The organism is Anaerosolibacter sp. (assembly GCF_029240175.1).
Taxonomy (GTDB): domain Bacteria; phylum Bacillota; class Clostridia; order Peptostreptococcales; family Thermotaleaceae; genus Anaerosolibacter.
This window is the reverse complement of sequence record NZ_JARBTM010000030.1, coordinates 1-17,606: the sequence shown is the minus strand read 5'-3', so window position 1 is coordinate 17,606 and position 17,606 is coordinate 1. Positions and strand designations below refer to the sequence as shown.

The 17,606-nt window shown below is 37.5% G+C and carries 19 protein-coding genes; 4 read left to right on the top strand and 15 right to left on the bottom strand.

Annotation, left to right across the window (positions count from 1 at the left end):
* Positions 1–175: 175 nt before the first annotated feature.
* From ltrA to K0R93_RS17170, 3 genes are all read right to left on the bottom strand, one after another.
* Positions 176–1,483: a group II intron reverse transcriptase/maturase gene (gene ltrA, locus K0R93_RS17180; RefSeq protein WP_300303941.1), complete on the bottom strand. Its 1,308-nt coding sequence runs from the start codon at positions 1,481–1,483 to the stop codon at positions 176–178.
* A 1,238-nt stretch (positions 1,484–2,721) separates the two neighbouring features.
* On the bottom strand, positions 2,722–3,129 hold the full coding sequence (locus K0R93_RS17175; RefSeq protein ID WP_300303939.1) for a TIR domain-containing protein: 408 nt from the start codon (positions 3,127–3,129) through the stop codon (positions 2,722–2,724).
* Between the two features lie 19 nt (positions 3,130–3,148).
* Positions 3,149–4,375, bottom strand: a complete 1,227-nt coding sequence (locus K0R93_RS17170; protein ID WP_300303937.1) for a TRAFs-binding domain-containing protein — start codon at positions 4,373–4,375, stop codon at positions 3,149–3,151.
* 656 nt (positions 4,376–5,031) lie between these two features.
* Here K0R93_RS17170 and K0R93_RS17165 point away from each other — a divergent pair.
* Entirely contained in the window at positions 5,032–5,472 is a 441-nt protein-coding gene (locus K0R93_RS17165; RefSeq protein WP_300303934.1) for a L,D-transpeptidase family protein, read from the top strand.
* 124 nt (positions 5,473–5,596) lie between these two features.
* Here the strand turns inward: K0R93_RS17165 and K0R93_RS17160 are convergent, their stop codons facing one another.
* The 5 genes from K0R93_RS17160 to K0R93_RS17140 form a co-directional block, all read right to left on the bottom strand.
* On the bottom strand, positions 5,597–5,809 hold the full coding sequence (locus K0R93_RS17160) for a ferritin family protein (protein ID WP_300303931.1): 213 nt from the start codon (positions 5,807–5,809) through the stop codon (positions 5,597–5,599).
* A gap of 54 nt (positions 5,810–5,863) precedes the next feature.
* Positions 5,864–7,000: a PP2C family protein-serine/threonine phosphatase gene (locus K0R93_RS17155; RefSeq protein WP_300303928.1), complete on the bottom strand. Its 1,137-nt coding sequence runs from the start codon at positions 6,998–7,000 to the stop codon at positions 5,864–5,866.
* Positions 7,001–7,398: 398 nt separating this feature from the next.
* The gene (locus K0R93_RS17150) at positions 7,399–8,595 is read right to left on the bottom strand and encodes a DUF2812 domain-containing protein (protein ID WP_300303925.1); all 1,197 of its coding nucleotides are present in this window, start codon (positions 8,593–8,595) and stop codon (positions 7,399–7,401) included.
* Positions 8,588–8,908, bottom strand: coding sequence for a PadR family transcriptional regulator (locus tag K0R93_RS17145; RefSeq protein WP_300303922.1), 321 nt, complete (start codon positions 8,906–8,908; stop codon positions 8,588–8,590). The genes K0R93_RS17150 and K0R93_RS17145 overlap by 8 nt, the downstream gene beginning before the upstream one ends.
* A gap of 517 nt (positions 8,909–9,425) precedes the next feature.
* Complete coding sequence (locus K0R93_RS17140) at positions 9,426–9,998, bottom strand: DUF7010 family protein (RefSeq protein ID WP_300303919.1); 573 nt, start codon at positions 9,996–9,998, stop codon at positions 9,426–9,428.
* A 278-nt stretch (positions 9,999–10,276) separates the two neighbouring features.
* Here K0R93_RS17140 and K0R93_RS17135 point away from each other — a divergent pair, with 278 nt between their 5' ends.
* The gene (locus tag K0R93_RS17135; protein ID WP_330685201.1) at positions 10,277–10,702 is read left to right on the top strand and encodes a LysM peptidoglycan-binding domain-containing protein; all 426 of its coding nucleotides are present in this window, start codon (positions 10,277–10,279) and stop codon (positions 10,700–10,702) included.
* 113 nt (positions 10,703–10,815) lie between these two features.
* Here K0R93_RS17135 and K0R93_RS17130 read toward each other — a convergent pair whose 3' ends face one another.
* Both K0R93_RS17130 and K0R93_RS17125 read right to left on the bottom strand, forming a co-directional pair.
* On the bottom strand, positions 10,816–11,499 hold the full coding sequence (locus tag K0R93_RS17130; protein WP_300303916.1) for a SanA/YdcF family protein: 684 nt from the start codon (positions 11,497–11,499) through the stop codon (positions 10,816–10,818).
* Positions 11,500–11,593: 94 nt separating this feature from the next.
* Positions 11,594–12,163, bottom strand: coding sequence for a TetR/AcrR family transcriptional regulator (locus tag K0R93_RS17125; protein WP_300303913.1), 570 nt, complete (start codon positions 12,161–12,163; stop codon positions 11,594–11,596).
* A gap of 122 nt (positions 12,164–12,285) precedes the next feature.
* Between K0R93_RS17125 and K0R93_RS17120 the strand changes: the two genes are divergently transcribed.
* Together K0R93_RS17120 and K0R93_RS17115 are read left to right on the top strand one after the other, a co-directional pair.
* Entirely contained in the window at positions 12,286–13,533 is a 1,248-nt protein-coding gene (locus K0R93_RS17120) for a glycosyltransferase (RefSeq protein ID WP_300303910.1), read from the top strand.
* Positions 13,534–13,537: 4 nt separating this feature from the next.
* A complete protein-coding gene (locus tag K0R93_RS17115; RefSeq protein ID WP_300303907.1) occupies positions 13,538–14,761 on the top strand; it encodes an MFS transporter in 1,224 nt (407 codons plus the stop codon).
* Between the two features lie 32 nt (positions 14,762–14,793).
* Here the strand turns inward: K0R93_RS17115 and K0R93_RS17110 are convergent, their stop codons facing one another.
* The 5 genes from K0R93_RS17110 to K0R93_RS17090 all read right to left on the bottom strand — a co-directional run.
* Positions 14,794–14,937 carry a hypothetical protein gene (locus K0R93_RS17110; protein WP_300303983.1) on the bottom strand — a complete coding sequence of 48 codons (144 nt, stop codon included), beginning with the start codon at positions 14,935–14,937 and terminating at the stop codon, positions 14,794–14,796.
* A 368-nt stretch (positions 14,938–15,305) separates the two neighbouring features.
* The gene (locus tag K0R93_RS17105; RefSeq protein WP_300303903.1) at positions 15,306–15,500 is read right to left on the bottom strand and encodes a hypothetical protein; all 195 of its coding nucleotides are present in this window, start codon (positions 15,498–15,500) and stop codon (positions 15,306–15,308) included.
* Positions 15,501–15,683: 183 nt separating this feature from the next.
* On the bottom strand, positions 15,684–17,030 hold the full coding sequence (locus K0R93_RS17100; protein ID WP_300303900.1) for a B12-binding domain-containing radical SAM protein: 1,347 nt from the start codon (positions 17,028–17,030) through the stop codon (positions 15,684–15,686).
* Positions 17,031–17,097: 67 nt separating this feature from the next.
* Positions 17,098–17,307 carry a helix-turn-helix domain-containing protein gene (locus K0R93_RS17095; protein WP_300303897.1) on the bottom strand — a complete coding sequence of 70 codons (210 nt, stop codon included), beginning with the start codon at positions 17,305–17,307 and terminating at the stop codon, positions 17,098–17,100.
* 10 nt (positions 17,308–17,317) lie between these two features.
* Positions 17,318–17,606: DUF2975 domain-containing protein (locus K0R93_RS17090; RefSeq protein ID WP_300303894.1), on the bottom strand; the 289-nt coding region annotated here is incomplete at its 5' end.

Here is a 17,606-nt window from a genome sequence, read left to right as displayed (position 1 = left end):
AACCAACAGAGACCGTTTCTGCTGGTTGTTTCTTCTTCCCTCCTCATTGTTATAGGGACAATACATCACATAGAAGCATTATAGACAACGATCGAGTAGGCTGGAACCTTGCAGTTCCAACCCCTCACAGAACCGGACTTGCCCTATTAAGGCATCCGGCTCTTCACTTCACCATTTACAAAACGTAACTATGTCCAGCCCCTGGATCAAATATTCTTACGTAGGTTTTTGCTCTTGGTAATGGATACCTTTTAAGAAACAGGTTAAACTTATCCCACGAAAAGCTTTTACACTGGCTTCTTCTGTTAAGCCATTTGTATATCAGCCTTTTGACTTCATCTATAAAGTTGCTCACTGAAGAGTTATTGTCTGTTATTCCATAGTATCTGCAGTGTCCTAATACCTTGATTTTTAACTTTTTCATGAAGTCATTCGTCGCCATATGCCTGTTTGTTTTTATCCATTCTTTACAGCGTAGCAGGCTTGCTTTGTACTTTTTCTTGCTCGTTTTTCTCATAATACGCCTGACTCCACTTTTACTTCTACCTTCGTAATGGGTAAAGCCTAGAAAGTCAAATGAATTGACTCCTAAACCTCCTTCACCGTCAGAATCATCGTCTCTATCTTTCTTGATGGAAATGATTTTTGTCTTCTCCTCTGCCACTTCGAGATTAAATGTTTTCAATCGTGTTATCATTTGCCAATAGAATTCCTTGGCATCCTCCTCATATTCAAAGCAGTATACACTATCATCGGCATATCTAACCATATATGCTTTACCTCTACAGTTTTTCCTTATCTTTTTCTCAAACCATAGGTCTATCACGTAATGAAGGTATATGTTCCCCAGTATTGGAGATATGACTCCCCCTTGCGGTGTTCCCTCCGGGGTATCATAGGCTATTCCTGCTTCAATTATCCCTGCTTTTAAGAATCTAGCTATTATCCTAAGGATATTTGTATCAGCTATCCTGTGCTCTATGAATTTCATTAGCCACTTTTGGTCTATATGGTCAAAGAATCCCTTTATATCTGCGTCAACAATATATCTGATTTCTCTTTTATCTAGGATTTTGTCAAGTACTTTCAACGCATCATGACAGCTTCGATTAGGTCTGAATCCAAAGGAGCATTCTAGAAAGTCTTGTTCGTATATGGCGTTTAGAATCTTTGCTAAGCTAGCCTGTACAAGTTTATCCTCATAAGCTGGAATACCTAATGGTCTCTTCTTTTCACTACCTGCTTTGGGTATGTATACCCGCTTTACTGGCTGTGGCTTATACGCCTGTCTTTTCATACGATTGATTAAATCATTGACGTTATCGTCTAGTCGGAGCTCATATTCCCCTTTTGTTATATTATCAGCTCCAGGAGCTTTCTTTCTCTTCATCTCTTCATGGCATTCTCTTATCATTTCCCCATTGATTAGATGTACGAGAGATGTGAATCTTTCTTTGGGGCGAATTTTAGCTACTTCTGCCATCCTTGTTAGTTTCGTTTCCATACTTTATCTACCTCCGTGTGTAGAATATGTTTCTCTTTCAAGGTCGGTGTTGTGTTACCGCCTTCCCTCCACAGGCATTACCCTGTTTCTTAAGTACTATACAGTAATCTGACTCCCTGCCGCATTCGACGCCTTACTTTATTATCGCTTGGTTAGTCTTACTTTCTCTGCGTAAAGAGCAGACAGGATCTCCCAAGTTGACGCACCATAACAATGTGTAGCATGCCAAGGTCACCGACCCCGGGGAAGCCAACATATTCTCGCATATCGAATATATTGATGTTGTTTTCTACTCGGTTCACAGTATCAACCTTCCCGATTGGGATTTCGAGGCTCTATCCCTTCAACTTTCGCTTTCGGCCTACTACCTTGCTGTCTACGCTTAACGACGTAGGTTACCCTACGTCGCCCAAGACTCGATATGAGTGATTTGCTAAATCTTTCTCAGCGGGGTTCCCACCTGCTATATGGTGCGCCCTTTGCTTGGCGCACGAACCGCCCCCTCGACTCATTATTTCATATTGTTTGATAGAATAATCCCTCATCTATGCAATAGAAATATAGTCTCCCATGCCCTTGTTTACGGAATCCAAATTCCATACTCCATTCAAGATATTATTTTATAATGAGAGCCCTATCTCCTCTTATATTAATTTAAACTACTTAGACATTTCATTCAATAACCGAATCGTCGAGTATGTGCTTTTGAATATAAGATCATTTTTTTAGTAAAAATAAAAATCATATTGATTATTACATCAGTATGATTTTCGTGAATTTCATCAGCAGAGATGAAACACACCTAACAACTATCCTATAAAAAAACCGCCGTTACTTATGGTACGGCTCACCGTACCGCTCTGACTGCGGTTTTTCATATGTATTTATTAACAGTAAAAATAGTTTAGGGACAGTGTACCTGTCCCCTTGTCCCTTCTTACAAATACAGGTATTCTGCACAAATTTACAAATTCCTCCATCTATCTATAGGTTTTTACATCATTAAAATCAAACTTCAAAAGTTTTTAATAGACTAGTCTTAAATACAAAACAGCCGTGAATCATTGATATACAACGTTTCAGGGCTGTTTCGCAATTACTTATGGTAAGGTTCACTGTGCTGCTCTAACTGCAATTTTTTTCTTGTTATGTTAAGTTATATGATCCCATGATTAGGATAGCTTACCTATCCTATTTACATTAATGTGAATCAATAACTAAACATAATCTCTAATTGCTTGAATAATGCTTGCACTTTGCCAGTTTACCATTACATCAGCTGCATTTTGAACTGCTGTCGGAGTTTTTTCTTGTCCCCAAGGTCTAACTCCAATTATCGTTTTTCCTAATCTTAAAGCTTCATCAATCTCATATTGTATCCATTCAGAATGAGCAACCCACATTCCAGCAAGTATAATAACACATTGAGAAGGATTGATTTGGTTAGTTAAGCATTGCTTAAGCCCCGAAGTTGTCTTTTGCGAGCAAGCGTCATGACTTGGCACACTATAATTCTTCCAAGAAAAATTTGGTTCTTCGTTTAGCCATTCAACTACCTTGTTATAATGGCTATCATAACTCCATGCATGACTAATGAATAAATTTCTAGTTTTTAATATTGGCATAACTGTTTCCTCCATTTCATTATTTTATTAGTAAAGAGGCGAATATTTCACGACTTTTATTAAATGTGTCTAACTCCCAAGCTTCTGGAGCCTCGCGTTTGAACAAACCTTCATACTCATCTGCCTTATTAACATTCCCTAGCGCAAAATAGCAATTTGAAAGTGTAGCATATATCCATTTTTTGTCCTGATGCTCGTTAATCTCAGAAAGTGAAATAATATTCTCTAAAGAAGAAATAATCTCAGTTCTAGCTCTTCTAGCCTCAATCTTAAAATATATCTTTTCTTCTTCATTTTCCTCAACCTGCCACTTCATGTCTAAACATAATGCATAGTTCTCTCCTGTATAATAATCATTTCTAACCTTAAACCCTTTTCCATAGTATTTTGTAGCTCTATTTAAAAATTCGACATCCTTAGTAATAAGATATATGTTTTTATATATCGCTCCAGTAATACCTAATGTCTCAGGATCGTTGTTCATACTATCAGGCTCTAGTTCTTCAATAATATTAAGGGCATCTGATAATGCAGCAAGTTCAGAAGGTTTTTTTGATTTATATTTGCACAAGGCGAATTGTTGTATAAAGTATGTCTCATTTGGCATTAGATTCTTTGCTTTTTCCCAATATATCGCAGCATTTTCAAACTGGCTAGCTTTCATCAAGGTTTGTGCTTCTTCAACGATAGCAAAAATATGCTTTTCTTTATCCGCAAGTTCTTTTACTAACCTATCCAACTCCTCTTGTGGAACCGTTGGTGGTAGAATTTTTACAAACTCATACATTGGACTATCAATTATGTTTGTTTCAGTTATACTATTTATTAGGTCCGCTAAATCATTCTGGCATCGATTCGCTTCATCAGCACCAATATCATCACCTAAATGAGCATACTGAAATATCCTCGTGTGATCTAAATCAAATGGAATCTTACCATCTTTTTCTTTGATTACAATGGTAGAATAAGGCTTTACTGCATGACGTATTCCAAGTTCATAAATTGCATTAGGATTATATGTTGATATATCTGCAATTACCAATTCAGAGCTCATCAATAGCAAATACATACTTTTGTCTATTAACCCAGAATCTTGTATCTCATCTGCTCTTATACATTCATATCCCGCTTTCATTACAGCTGGTTGAATTATATTCTTATATGTCTTGTCTAAATCTAGAGTTCTCCCGGTAGAAAAATCAGTTTTTTTCCCAAATCCCATTATAACAAAACATTTCTTTTTCAAAAAATACACTCCCCTCGAAACTACGTGTTTTATATATCCTTGTTTACTAAATTATAGGAGAAGAAATTGGTTATGCATGATAAATATTAACTATCACATAAATACAAGCTGGGACATATTTCTTGTATTAAAACCTTTTCATAATATCCATATTAGACTTTTTATATTTCATTATCAGTAACCAATTGTTATTTAGATTCTACATAATCCTTCTAAAACCTCCACATTTCTCCTAATATTTTACATCAAATTTCGACACAATTACTTAATAATAGCCTCTCTATCTATAAAGCCCTTTCTACTATATTAAGTACTAGCTACGCTTAGTAAATATATTGAGTTATCCTATATCCTTAATATAATCTCGGTGCGTTTCATGTCTTTTAATCCAAAATACACTTATCGACGCTGATTTGCCGTCGTATTGACGACAACAGACGAAAACTACGAGTAACTAATTAAAAATGGACTCTATCTATTACACAATAAAAAATCCCTGTTTTCCTTGATATACAAGGCAAACAGGGTTGTATTCAGTGGTGCACCTAACAGGAGTCGAACCTGTGGCACACGGTTTAGGAAACTAGTCTTCAAAAAACCGCAGTCACTTATGGTACGGTTCATCCTGCATAATCCTAAATAAATCCTTCTTTGGTATGTTAGAAACTACTTCTCTTTTACTGGGTATCGGGTCATTCGGTAAACCCACGACAGCTAGTCCCACTGGAACCTTTAAAATCACTGAAAAAGCACCTAATCCAGGTGGTGTCTTTGGCACCCGATGGATGCGTTTCTATAAGGACTACGGCATCCATGGTACCAACAATCCTGCTTCCATAGGAAAATCTGTTTCCAACGGCTGCATCCGTATGCACAACCAAGACGTAAATTATGTTTACAGCCTTGTACCCATTGGTACTGAGGTAAATATCGTAAGTTCCCAAACCACAGATCGATATTATGTGGTTCAAGCAGGAGATACTTTGTTTAGCATTTCTCAAAAGTTAGGTGTAAGTTATGATGCCCTTCTAAGGGAAAACAGCATCACTGATCCAAATATGATCTATGTGGGTCAAAAGCTTCTCATTCCTAGATAAAATTATAAAAGCAGCAGGGTGCATTCAAACAAATGTACCCTGTTGCTTTTATTAAATAATCCCCAAACCTAAGTCTGGAGAATTTTGACTTTTACTTCATTTTTTCAACTTATTCTTAGATCCATCAATCTTCTCCTTTGTCCGCTTTTAACATTTTTGCAAAAGCTTCATACCGTGTGCGCAGTACCTTCTCATGGTTTTCTTCGTCCATTCTCAATTGTTCGAAGAATTTCTTAATTTTTGGGTCCTCTGTCCTTTCGGCTAGTATTTGATAATGTTTCTGGGCTTTGATCTCGTCTTTAATAGCTTCTAAAATGCCATCCAGTATTTGCTGCATATAATTCCTCTCCTTTATCTCATGTATTTGAAATCTATCGTACTAGTTCAATGTCTATGATAGTTTCACTACAACTAAGGTTATATCATCATTGATTTTGTCATGTCTTAAAAAATTAGTAACATCTTCATGGATTTTCCGGACAATATCAACGGGTTTCAGACAATAAATTTCAGTAGCCAGCTTCTTTAGCCTTTCTTCATAAAATTCATTATTCGATCTTTGCTCTGGCAATCCATCGGACATAATAAACAAGGTCATTGCTGAGGACAGATAAAGAGAATAATCCTCATACTTTAACCAATCAGGATCTATTGCCGCTGATATTGGCATACCTCCATTGTCCAGCTCTATTATATTTTCTCTATCCCTGACCAATAAAGGACATTTATGAAAACCTGCATTACAATAAGTCAATTCATTTGTCTTTAAATCAAAAACGACCAAAAAAAGGCAAACTAGGTATTCGTCTGGATACCCTTCCTTTATGTATTGCTCAACAAAAAAATCCATAATTTCTTTAGGAGACAATAATTGTCCTGGTATATGCTTAAGTCTAAAAAAACTTCTTATGGTATCTTTTACAAAAATAGATAGCATAGCACTATCCAGTCCATGTCCTGAAACATCGGCTATAAAGCATACATATTGTTCAAAATAATCATTTAGTAACCCATTATCTACTCTAAATACATCGAATAAATCTCCGCCTAGTTCTTCTGCTGGAATATATAATGAAGCAAAAGAGATATTTTCTGTATCAGGAAGACTCTCAGGAAGGGATCGTTTATGAATTTTAATAGCATTTGCTATTTCAACATCTAGCTTTTTTCGTATTCTTTCATACTCTACATATTTTTCATTACCATAAATATATATAAGATTATTCTCCTGAAAAAGCTTGAGATGAAGTTTCAACACATCATGCTTTCCATTAAACAAAAACTCCTCCCAACCAGAAGGCTTTTCTGATACGCTTTTAATAAAAGATTTGGCCCTATTGCTGTGAATATCATCAATGATATCTAAAAAGCTTTTTTGTTTTAACTCTAAATCATCATAGCCTAGGTATGACTGCATAGCCTTATTGGAGAAAACAATTTGCCCTTCTAGATTACAAACCATAATATGGTCATCAACCATATCGGCTATTGTCTTATTTATTTTCACTACGTCAATGCTCTCCTCCATTAGTGTTTTCCTCCTAGCTTGCTAAGCTTTTCATATGCTCATATTGTCTTTGTTTTGATTATATCATAAATACCTCTTGTTATCTCCTAAAGAGGTAGCTTGCTTTGGTATTCTATTTCTACTTTGTGCTTTTGTTGGTTACTAAGCTTTACAAACCTCTATTACATAACCAAATACACATATGCTCACAACTCTATCTATTCACGTTAGAATAACCTCTCCATATTTCAAAACCCTCCCAAAGCTATAGTCTGAGGGAATATATCTTGGGACAAGGGGACAAGTTGAAACCACTGAAAAAGTACCCCTTGTCCCTGCAAAAACATATAGCGTCTTTGAAATAAAACACGCTAATAAAGTGTTGATAACCGCTTCAATATTCTGTTGATATGCAGACTTCAATCTGAAATTAAAGCAATCCTTCGGGCAGTGCTTTCAATTACTCTGTTTATATCTGCATAACCATGATATCTAACATACATTACCGCTTTTCCCTTGTAGGCAAATACTTCTTTCAATTCATCTTCTTCATGAACAATCAAAAGGTCAAAGTCAGCATGGTCTGTCTCAATAAAATCTCCACCCCTATATATTCTTCCGTATTTTTTTATAAAATCAGAGACCACACTTTCTCCCATGGCTGGTATAACCAGCTGATACACAGTTGTACTAATGCTTGGTGAATACTTTCCGCTACCGCCTTTCCACATTGTGTTGGGAACAGTGCCCCGTTCATTGGATTCATACTGCACAGGTGCAAGCAAACTCCAATCATAGCTGTACCTGTTGCCCCAATCTATGTCGTCTTGAGCATAAGGGGATTTTCGTGCTAAATCAGGATTCTGTTCAACCTCTGATAGCCTTACAATAGGCAAATCTGTATCTTCCAACGGTAATGTTTTTGTCACGCTCATGGCAATCTGAACCCAGGGAAGTATGGCTCCCAAAACAGCAAATATAATAAACATACATGCAATAAAAAAAGTTACCCTGTGGTGTTTCTTCCATGGAGCATTATGGTCAATGGGTTTTCCCTCTGAAAGGGTCTTCCGCAAGGCACGTATGGATATGGCTGCTTTGAGTGAAGTATATGCTACATATAATTCAACCATTACCAGGATTGTCTGTTGAATGACTATTCCCTCCATGAGATTAAGGACAGGTGTCGAGCCAAGCATCCAAATAAAAGCTACCATACCTATCATTAAAGCCACTGCTACTGCCACTCCAATGGCATTGAATGCAAATCTTTTGTCCAGTTCCTTCAATGTATAGGATTGCTCTGCAGGGTCAGTATGCAGTTCAGGTGCGTTCAGCTCAACGGGTGATGAAAACACATTGAAATTACCATAGCTTGTAACGTAGTCCCATCCGCTTTCGGCATACATCTGTTTTTGCTCTGGTGTAATCTCCCTATTTATTGATATATCTATCCTGTATCTGGTTTTTTTAGGTTCCTCTTTAACAAACTTCACAAAATGCAGGCCCATTTTTTTCAAATGCAGCCCTTCTGCAGCCATATCCGCAAACCAGCTTTCATGTTCTCCGATACGCCAGTAGTCAGTGGGACGAAGCTTGTGTATTGTCCTATTCATTCCTATCACCTTCCCTTAACATTGCTCCGTCTTGTACTAACGCCATCAGACGACTGTACTCATTTCTTAGAGCCAATTCTCCTTCAATCGTGATAATGTAGGTTTTTCGCCTGCCATCATCCTCTGTTAATGCTATGAGCCCGTCTTTCTGCATCCGTGTGAGTACTCCATAAAGGGTTCCAGGCCCCATATGCAGTCTGCCATTAGAAACCTCTGTGATTGCGTTCATTAGTTGATATCCGTGATTTGGATTCATCAGTGCCAACAGCACATAGTACATCGCTTCCGTCATAGGCCCACCACTATACGGCATAGAAAATACCTCCCCTATCAAGTTAATATTATGTATAACGATATATCGTATAGCATAATATTACTCCATGATATTCCCTCCGTCAATGAGAATCTGAAATTACTTGAAATACGTTTCAAATCCATTATTTACAATATATGCACCATTTGGAACTTAAGTTGCCACTACATCCATTAATCCGTTTGCTTTATAGATGCGATTATCATATTCATGTTCCCACATGTATAATTCCCAACCTTTAATAGCATCTTTTTTTCCATCTAAAGTATAAAAATAACCCTAGAAAACCTCCAGCAATAGCACTGGCATATTCCATTTTGTATACTGACCTCCTTTATTGCAGATTCAATCAAACGATTACACTATCTTTAAATTATTTTGATCTTTTCTTTAAACTTGCTCCTGCTCCTACTAAAATAAGTGATACTACAGTTGATGGTGCAATTATTGGACTCTTAGTAGGAATGATATAAAAGACGATACCACCGCTAACATTACTTAACAACCACTTATTCTATTAATAAGCTGATTTTTCTTCCCTTAGTACTATTGACCTACCAATAAAAGCAAATATAATTAAAACCAGTCCTGTTAACCACCCTCCGAGACTGAAAACTGGAGGGCCATACAGCGCTAGACCTGCTCCTCCCAATATAAGCAGTAATGATAGTATGCCATACATCTTCATTCCATATAGAGTTATGAAAGGTAAGTAATGCGTCCCAACAACAATCATAGCGGCAGGGAAAAACCACATCTGTCTATAAAGAATAGTTACACCGACCAAAAGGAAGTTTATTGGTACAGTAAAAGCTATTTGGGAACCGAGAGCCCACAATCCGTTCTCTGCATTTACTTTTGCGGGTCGCCCCATCATGCGCAATGTCAGTTGTGTAAGTGGAAAGATACCCATACATCCAAAAAACAGAAACGCCATACCATACTGTGGTGTGCTTAAAACACTAATAGCAGCTGCTGCCAGCCATATCAGTCCAGAAACAAACTGACCAGCAAATCCACCCAAAAAAGCTGACCGCATTTCCCCTTGAGCCTCAGATAATGTCGTAACTCTACTTTCCTTATTTACCATTCTAAACTCTCCTTACATTCTTATAATTATACCTCAATTATATATCACCTTGGATATGATAAGCAAATTTGGCAACTATGCCCCAGACGACTATTGCATAATATCTATGCAACATTTCTTTTATCACAAGTCACAAGTGCTCAAGCCCAATCTATCAACACCACACTCTCAACATGTGCTGTATGAGGAAATAAATTTCAAGATAGATGCCAGTACCTATGAGATATAAGTCCCCAATAATTCTAAATCAGCTTTATATTTCCTTTTGGTAATCTTTCATACTTTTACTGGGTATCGGGTCGTTCGGAAAACCTGCCACGCCCAGTCCTACGGGAACCTTTAAAATTACAGAAAAAGCCCCCAATCCAGGTGGCGTTTTCGGCACACGATGGATGCGGTTCTACAAAGACTATGGCATCCACGGCACCAACAATCCAGCCTCCATCGGTAAAGCTGTTTCTAATGGCTGTATTCGTATGAACAACGCCGATGTAAACTACGTCTACAGCCTCGCGCCTATCGGTACTGAGTTAAATGTCGTGAGTTCTCAAACTACAGACCGATATTATGTGGTTCAGCCAGGAGACACTTTGTTCAGCATTTCTCAAAAACTAGGTGTTAGCTATGATGCTCTACTTAGAGAAAACAGCATCACTGATCCAAACATGATTTATGTGGGTCAAAAACTTCTCATTCCTAGATAAAACTATAAAAGCAGCAGATTACATTCAGATGAATGTAACCTGCTGCTTTAATGAAGCTAACATTATCAATCATGACACAGAACCATCCCTTGACACATGATTTTATTTACTTATCAATCATTTGTCAGATCCCCATTGCTATTGATTGGGATAGCATCTCCTAGGTACGTTGGTTCTGGCTTCACCATCACATAGAAGAAATCCTTCGCCCTTGCCAATATTTCCCGTGCGTCTCTATACTCCTGCCCAGCATACCCTCGTAGGTCAGAGGCAACACCATTTGCTTCAATCCCCAACTTTTTTGCAATATATAGAGCTCTATACAAGTGATATTCTTGGGTCACGATAATGATTTTTTTGGCTTGAAAAATATCCCTTGCACGATAAAGGCTTTCATAGGTGGAAAACCCTGCGTGGTCCATGAAAACCTGTTTAGATGGAATACCCGCATCAATGGCAAACTGCTTCATGACGTTCACCTCATCATATTCTTTTCTTCCGTGATCACCACTCATAATCAGTCTGCTTGAAGCCCCTTTTTCATAAAGTTGAATACCTTGCAGAAGTCGATCCTCCAACATATGGCTCGGCCTTCCAGCCCTAACCCCCGCACCGAGTACAAGGATACAATCGGAATCAATTTGAGTCGCTTCCTCTGGTGATAGTATTTGAGCTCTAACAGACATTTTCACATAGCTATTGATACCAAATACAGCAGTCGCCCCAACAACTGCAACAATCAATAGACAAACCAGCACTTTCCACATCTGCTTCACTCTATCTGTTTTTCGTTTCATTTGATTTTCCTCTTTTCGTATTCTATCAGCATCTCTCAACTATAAATCAGCACTGGAACAGTTATTTACCTTATGGATTATATCAAATCATTTTCTAATTCCTCATTTTCAAACGCTTCATAACTCCATTTTCCATAATATCATGCATTAGTGCAATTAAATCCTCTGCTGGTAACACTTTATCCTGTCTAAACCAATAACTCATAATGCCAATCATGGCAGAAAGGACATACTCCAAAATGAAATCAAGCTCTACAGGGTCTAACTCACTTTTTTCAGAAAATGCTTGTTTCAGTGTAGGCTTCGTTGAATTTTTCAGCTTACTTGCAAAAGCAGGATCACCATGGTCACCAAGTAAAACAGAGTAGTATTTACTGTTCTGCTCATATAACCTTAGAAACATATCAAGGGGCATCCCCATGCTATGATTAGCCATGGTAATTGGGGGCAATTCATCTATTGTGGGTATCAGTGATTGCTCTATTTGCTCAAGTACATCATAAACATCCGTAAAATATTCGTAGAAGGTTCCCCTGTTATAGCCTGCTTTCTGTGTGATTTCTTTTACAGTTATCTTCTCAATTCTTTTTTCACAATACAAAAACCAGAATGCATCTATTAGATTTTGCTTGGTCTGTGCTGTAACCTCAGGCTGTTTTTTCATTTTGTCATCTCCTAGAAAATCCGACACTCATCACGTCATTGTCGGTTGATGGTGGATTTAATCCTACGTATACTATAAATATACAACATGTTGTCGGATAAAACAAGAGGAGGATACGACTTATGATTACAATTCTTTGTTCAGGTTCCAGAGGAGATTTCCAACCATATATCGCCCTTGCGATGGAGCTAAAAAAATTAGGAAAAGATGTGCGTATCACGGGTATGAGAGATTTTGAGGGTTTCATTCGAAGCTACGGCATAGATTTTTATCCTATTCAAGCTGATTTTGAATCCCTTAATGTTGATAAAAAAATGCTCAAGGAGGCACAAACAGCTGACAATCCTTTGAAAATGCTATTAACATTTAACAAAATGAAAAAATATGGAATTCTTATAGCTGATGAATTCTATGCAGCCTGTGAAGGAAGTGAATTGATCATCTATCACCCTGGCTGTACCATGGGTTACTTTGCCGCTGAAGAATTGGGAATACCTTCTGTTTTAGCTTCCCCATTTCCTATGCACAAGACAAAAGAACGCCCCTCTGTTATCCAGTACGGAAGGATAAAGCCTACCCCCTTCAAGAATATTATCAGCTACAAAATGCTTCAGGATATGCTTTGGTTGGCATCGAAGGATTCTGTCAAAGGTTTTTGGAAGAAACAATTCGGCAGTGCCCCTAAAAACTTTGGATGTCCCTTTGAACGCCATACGGATAAAAAGCATCCTGCCGTTGTTTCCTGTAGCAACTTTGTATTCAAAAGACCCTGTGATTGGAATGAAAATATTCACCAAAGCGGCTATTGGTTTGTAGAAGAACAAACTGCATATACGCCTTCCGAAGAATTATCAGACTTTTTAAATTCCGGTGAGAAGCCTGTTTATATAGGCTTTGGAAGTGTTTCCAACGAAGATCAGAAAGATGCATTATCTAAATTAATAATCGATGCTCTGGCCAATGGCGGGAGACGTGGTATCCTCTGTGGAATGGGCAAGTTTAACAATCTCCCTGATAATATCATTGCAGTTGACAGCATACCCCACTCATGGTTGTTTGAAAGAGTTTCTGCAGTTTGTCACCACGGCGGAGCAGGAACGACGGCTGCTGGCTTTAAGGCAGGTGTTCCAGGCATTATTATACCTTTTGCCAACGATCAACATGCATGGGCCCATAGAGCTTATGACCTAGGTGTCGGCGCAAAGCCTATTCCAATAAAGACACTTACCTCTGATAATCTTGCTGCAGCCTTTGATTTTGCCCTTCAAGATAAGATTGTAGCCAATGCAAAAATCCTGGCAAGAAATATCGCTACTGAAAACGGCGCCAGAGATTGTGCAAAGATGATTGTAGAAAGTCTAAGGGGGTAATGCCATGAAAAAGTTGCAGACTTGGCAGAAGTCTTTTTTCACCATTTATATAGGACAAGCATTTTCACTTTTGAGTTCAAGTGCTGTTCAGTTTTCAATAATCTGGTGGATTACAGTACAAACAGGTTCTGCCATTGCCCTTACGATTGCTAGTGTTGTCGGCTTGCTGCCACAAGCTGTCATTGGCCCCTTCGCCGGAGTTTTGATAGATAGGTATCACCGTAAAACCATAATGATCATAGCGGATAGTGCTGTTGCAGCTTCCTCTCTTATTTTGGGTATATCCTTCTTTTTCGGTACACCATCCCTAATATTCATTTATGGAGTTCTATTTATCAGGGCCTTAGGTGAAACATTTCATAAGCCTGCCATGCAGGCAGCAATACCTCAGCTAGTCCCTGAAAGCGAGTTGACAAAAGCAGGGGGGCTGGGTCAAATGATTCAATCCGCCTGTTCTATGGTAGGCCCAATGCTTGGAGCCCTTTTGATGAGCATTACTACACTACAGTACGCACTTCTTGTAGATATTATCGGGGCAACTTTAGCAGTGTTTGCTCTTTCTTCCGTCAAAATGGCTAAGCACAAAGTGAATTTAAATAACAAGTTGACTGTCTTCCAAGATATGAAATTAGGTATCAAAGCCATTAAAGCAAATAAAGCACTAATGAGAGTATCTATCCCTATGCTTCTTTCAACAATTGTGTTTGTACCAATCGGGACCCTCTTGCCCTTAATGGTTAAAGTGTATTTTAACGGCACTGCTTGGCACAACGGAATTGTTCAAACCCTATTTTCCAGCGGGATGCTCCTTGCGGCAATGGTCATAAGTATTATCGGAGGGCTTAAAAAGCAATTTCTCATGATTTCCATTGGTATAGTTGCATTGGGAGCTTGCGCATTCATAGGGGGTCTGCTCCCTGCAAGCGGGTTTTGGCTGTTCTGTATTGTGGTTTTCATTATGGGCACAACCGGTATGATCTCCAATATTCCTTTTACTGCCTACATTCAAAAAACGATACCCCAGGAAAACTTAGGTAAAGTTATATCCCTTGTAACCAGTGTCATGAGCTTTGCAGCTCCTGTCGGCATGTTTATTGCTGGACCTGTATCTGAAATGATTGGTATTAGCAATTGGATGATCTGTGCTGGAATACTGATGCTTGCGAATGGGTTCTTGTGTTATTTATTAACAAGAAGATTCGATGAGACTGCATTGGAGGAGAGGTGATCGCAAATGAAAAATTTTTCATTTTACCTCTGCTAGTTTTGAAGATGTGTTTCAATAGCATCTTTTTTAAATCTTTCTTTAAAATCACGATTTTCATTAAACTGTTTTCTTGCCTCATTAAGCACCTCTTGCAGCCATTCATTTTCAAGCTTCCATTCAGGATCTTTCTTATTCATCACATCTCCTCCTTATAATCAACTAAGACTCAGTTCAGATGGAGTATTTTACCCTCTACTGGGCGCAGGCACTCCACCTGAACGCCAAGTCATGTTATCCAGGGGCTGTACAACTCTTATCTCCCGCTTGCTGAAGCATAAGTCTTAGAGTTGTTAGCCATCGGATAAATAATTCATTAAAATTATTTTCAAAACTTATTGACATTGCTTTTCTAAAGATGTATAGTATAATTAGGGATATTTTATCCATGCATATTAAAAAAGGTATCGAATTTATTTTATCATTTCTATTTTTTCATGTCAATATTAAAGACATTTGTCATTGGACAAATGTCTTTTTTTAATACAGTTCGCTGTAACTGCGTTTTTTAAATTTGCGCCTTTGCTGATGTCTTAATATACTCTGACATATTTTCTATATAAGCATCCGCATAATCCTCACCTGCATATGCTGTAGGATTTATAGCGATAAATACCTGTGAAATGCCTGCGTCATTTTTGCTCATCCTTAAATCATAGGTAGATTTACCAACAGATAATGCTGCAACTACCATGTAAACCATGTTGTCCCGCTAATTCAATAGCCCTGTCCATGGGAATATACTCCATCACGGCTGTTGTCTGCTATTATGGATGCTGCAATTACTCCAGATACGGTTCAATGCAGGTCAAAAACATCTCGTCCCAAGGTAAAACTATACAAGCAGACACCATCTATAAATAGCAGAAAGATAAAATTCCGCCACCTATTTTATACTATAAGCTAACCATCTAGAAAATCTTCCTATATTTTCAAAAGAAACTATATTGCACAATAGCTCAGTGACCTTTCCAAACTTCCTATAAAAGAAATTAAATGCTAGAAATGGAATCCATTGCTTTTTAGATTTTGGTAGCCTTTTCATTATATACTTAAATGTGTACACTTCTTTATATATCCATAGATAGCCCTTGTATAATTCTTCTGCTGTCATATTTTTGGGTTTATATACAACATGGGCCGTATTATAATTTGATAAATTAAAGTCTACAATTCTATTTTCCTCTATGAATGATGCGTATAACTTTGTACCAGGATATGGAGTAAGGATATGTGAAGTTACCGTTTCTATCTTATTTTTAACGATCCATGCTAATGTGTTCTTAAATACAGAGCCGTCATCTTCATCTAATCCGAAAACGAAGCTTGCATTTATCATTATTCCCCTTTTATGAATTTCATCTACAAGTTTCTCATATCTGCTTACAGTATTTTGTATCTTATGGACACTAGCTAACGACTTACTATTTATACTTTCAAAACCTATAAATAGACTTTGACAACCAGCCTCCTTCATTTCATCTAATAATTCAGGCATATCCACTATATTAGAAGTAACCGCTGCGTTCCACTTTAGTTTGAGTGGTTTTATTGCCTTTAATAATTCTTTTGTCCATTTGGGATTTCCAATAAAATTATCATCAATAAACATTATATGTGTTGTTTTTAATGCTTTTATATCTTTAATGACATCGTCTACAGGTCTATTGACATAAGTTTCAAGCGCATTTTTGCAACTATTATAGCAGAAATCGCATTGAAAAGGACATCCTCTGCTTGTGCTAATTATATTCGTATATAAATACTTTCTATGATCAATAATGTCATAGTGGGGTGATACGATTTCTTCTCCAGCAATATCTTCCATGTCATAATATATCTTCTTAAGTGAATTATGTTCTTTATCCTTAAGGATTTTTACCCAAACCCTCTCAGCCATGCCCACACATAATGCGTCAAAACTATTAGCAGTTCCCTCGGGGTCTGCTGTAATATGAATACCTCCTGCAATTACTGTTACACCACGATTTTGGAACTCCTTTGATATTTCCACCGCTCTATTCACGACATCTACAGTGACAGATATCGCTACCAAATCTACAGGTTCATCAAAGTCTATCTTTGCAACATTTTCATTCTCTATAATTACTTGATGCTCCTTCGGTGTTAAATTTGCTATTGTTAATAAAGCCAGTGAAGGAGACATTCTTGTTTTTAGCATTGTATCCATAGGTCTTGGTAGCATTGCAGGTTGAATTAATTTAATCTTCATATTTTGCCCCCCTAAACATACCTTGCTCAATATCTAACACATCTACCTGCAGTATTCAAATCTTACTTCACATATCATTGCTGTATTCTAAAATATCTCCGGGTTGACACTCCAAAGCTTTGCATATTGCCTCTAAGGTTGAAAATCTAATGGCTTTTGCTTTTCCATTCTTTAATATAGAAAGATTAGCCATCGTTATTCCAACCTTCTCTGTAAGTTCTGTTACACTCATTTTTCTTTTAGCCAGCATCACATCAATATTTATTATAATCGCCATCTTACTCACCTCATATTGTTAAATCATTATCTGATTTTATATCTATGGCTTCTTTCAAAAGCTTTTGAAGAACAGCAGCAAAGACTGCAATCACAATTGAAGCACAAACAATGATCATTGGGATTCCTGCGAGGCCTGGGGCGTCATCTGCGTCTGCTATGGGAAATAAGAATGGTATGAGGCCTGAATATATAATACTGATTGTGATTGCACAGTATTTTATATTCTTTAAAGCCTTTACAGATAATTCCGAGAAAGCTTTGTTCTTATCAATATAGCTTAAAAGTTTTAAAGTTTGA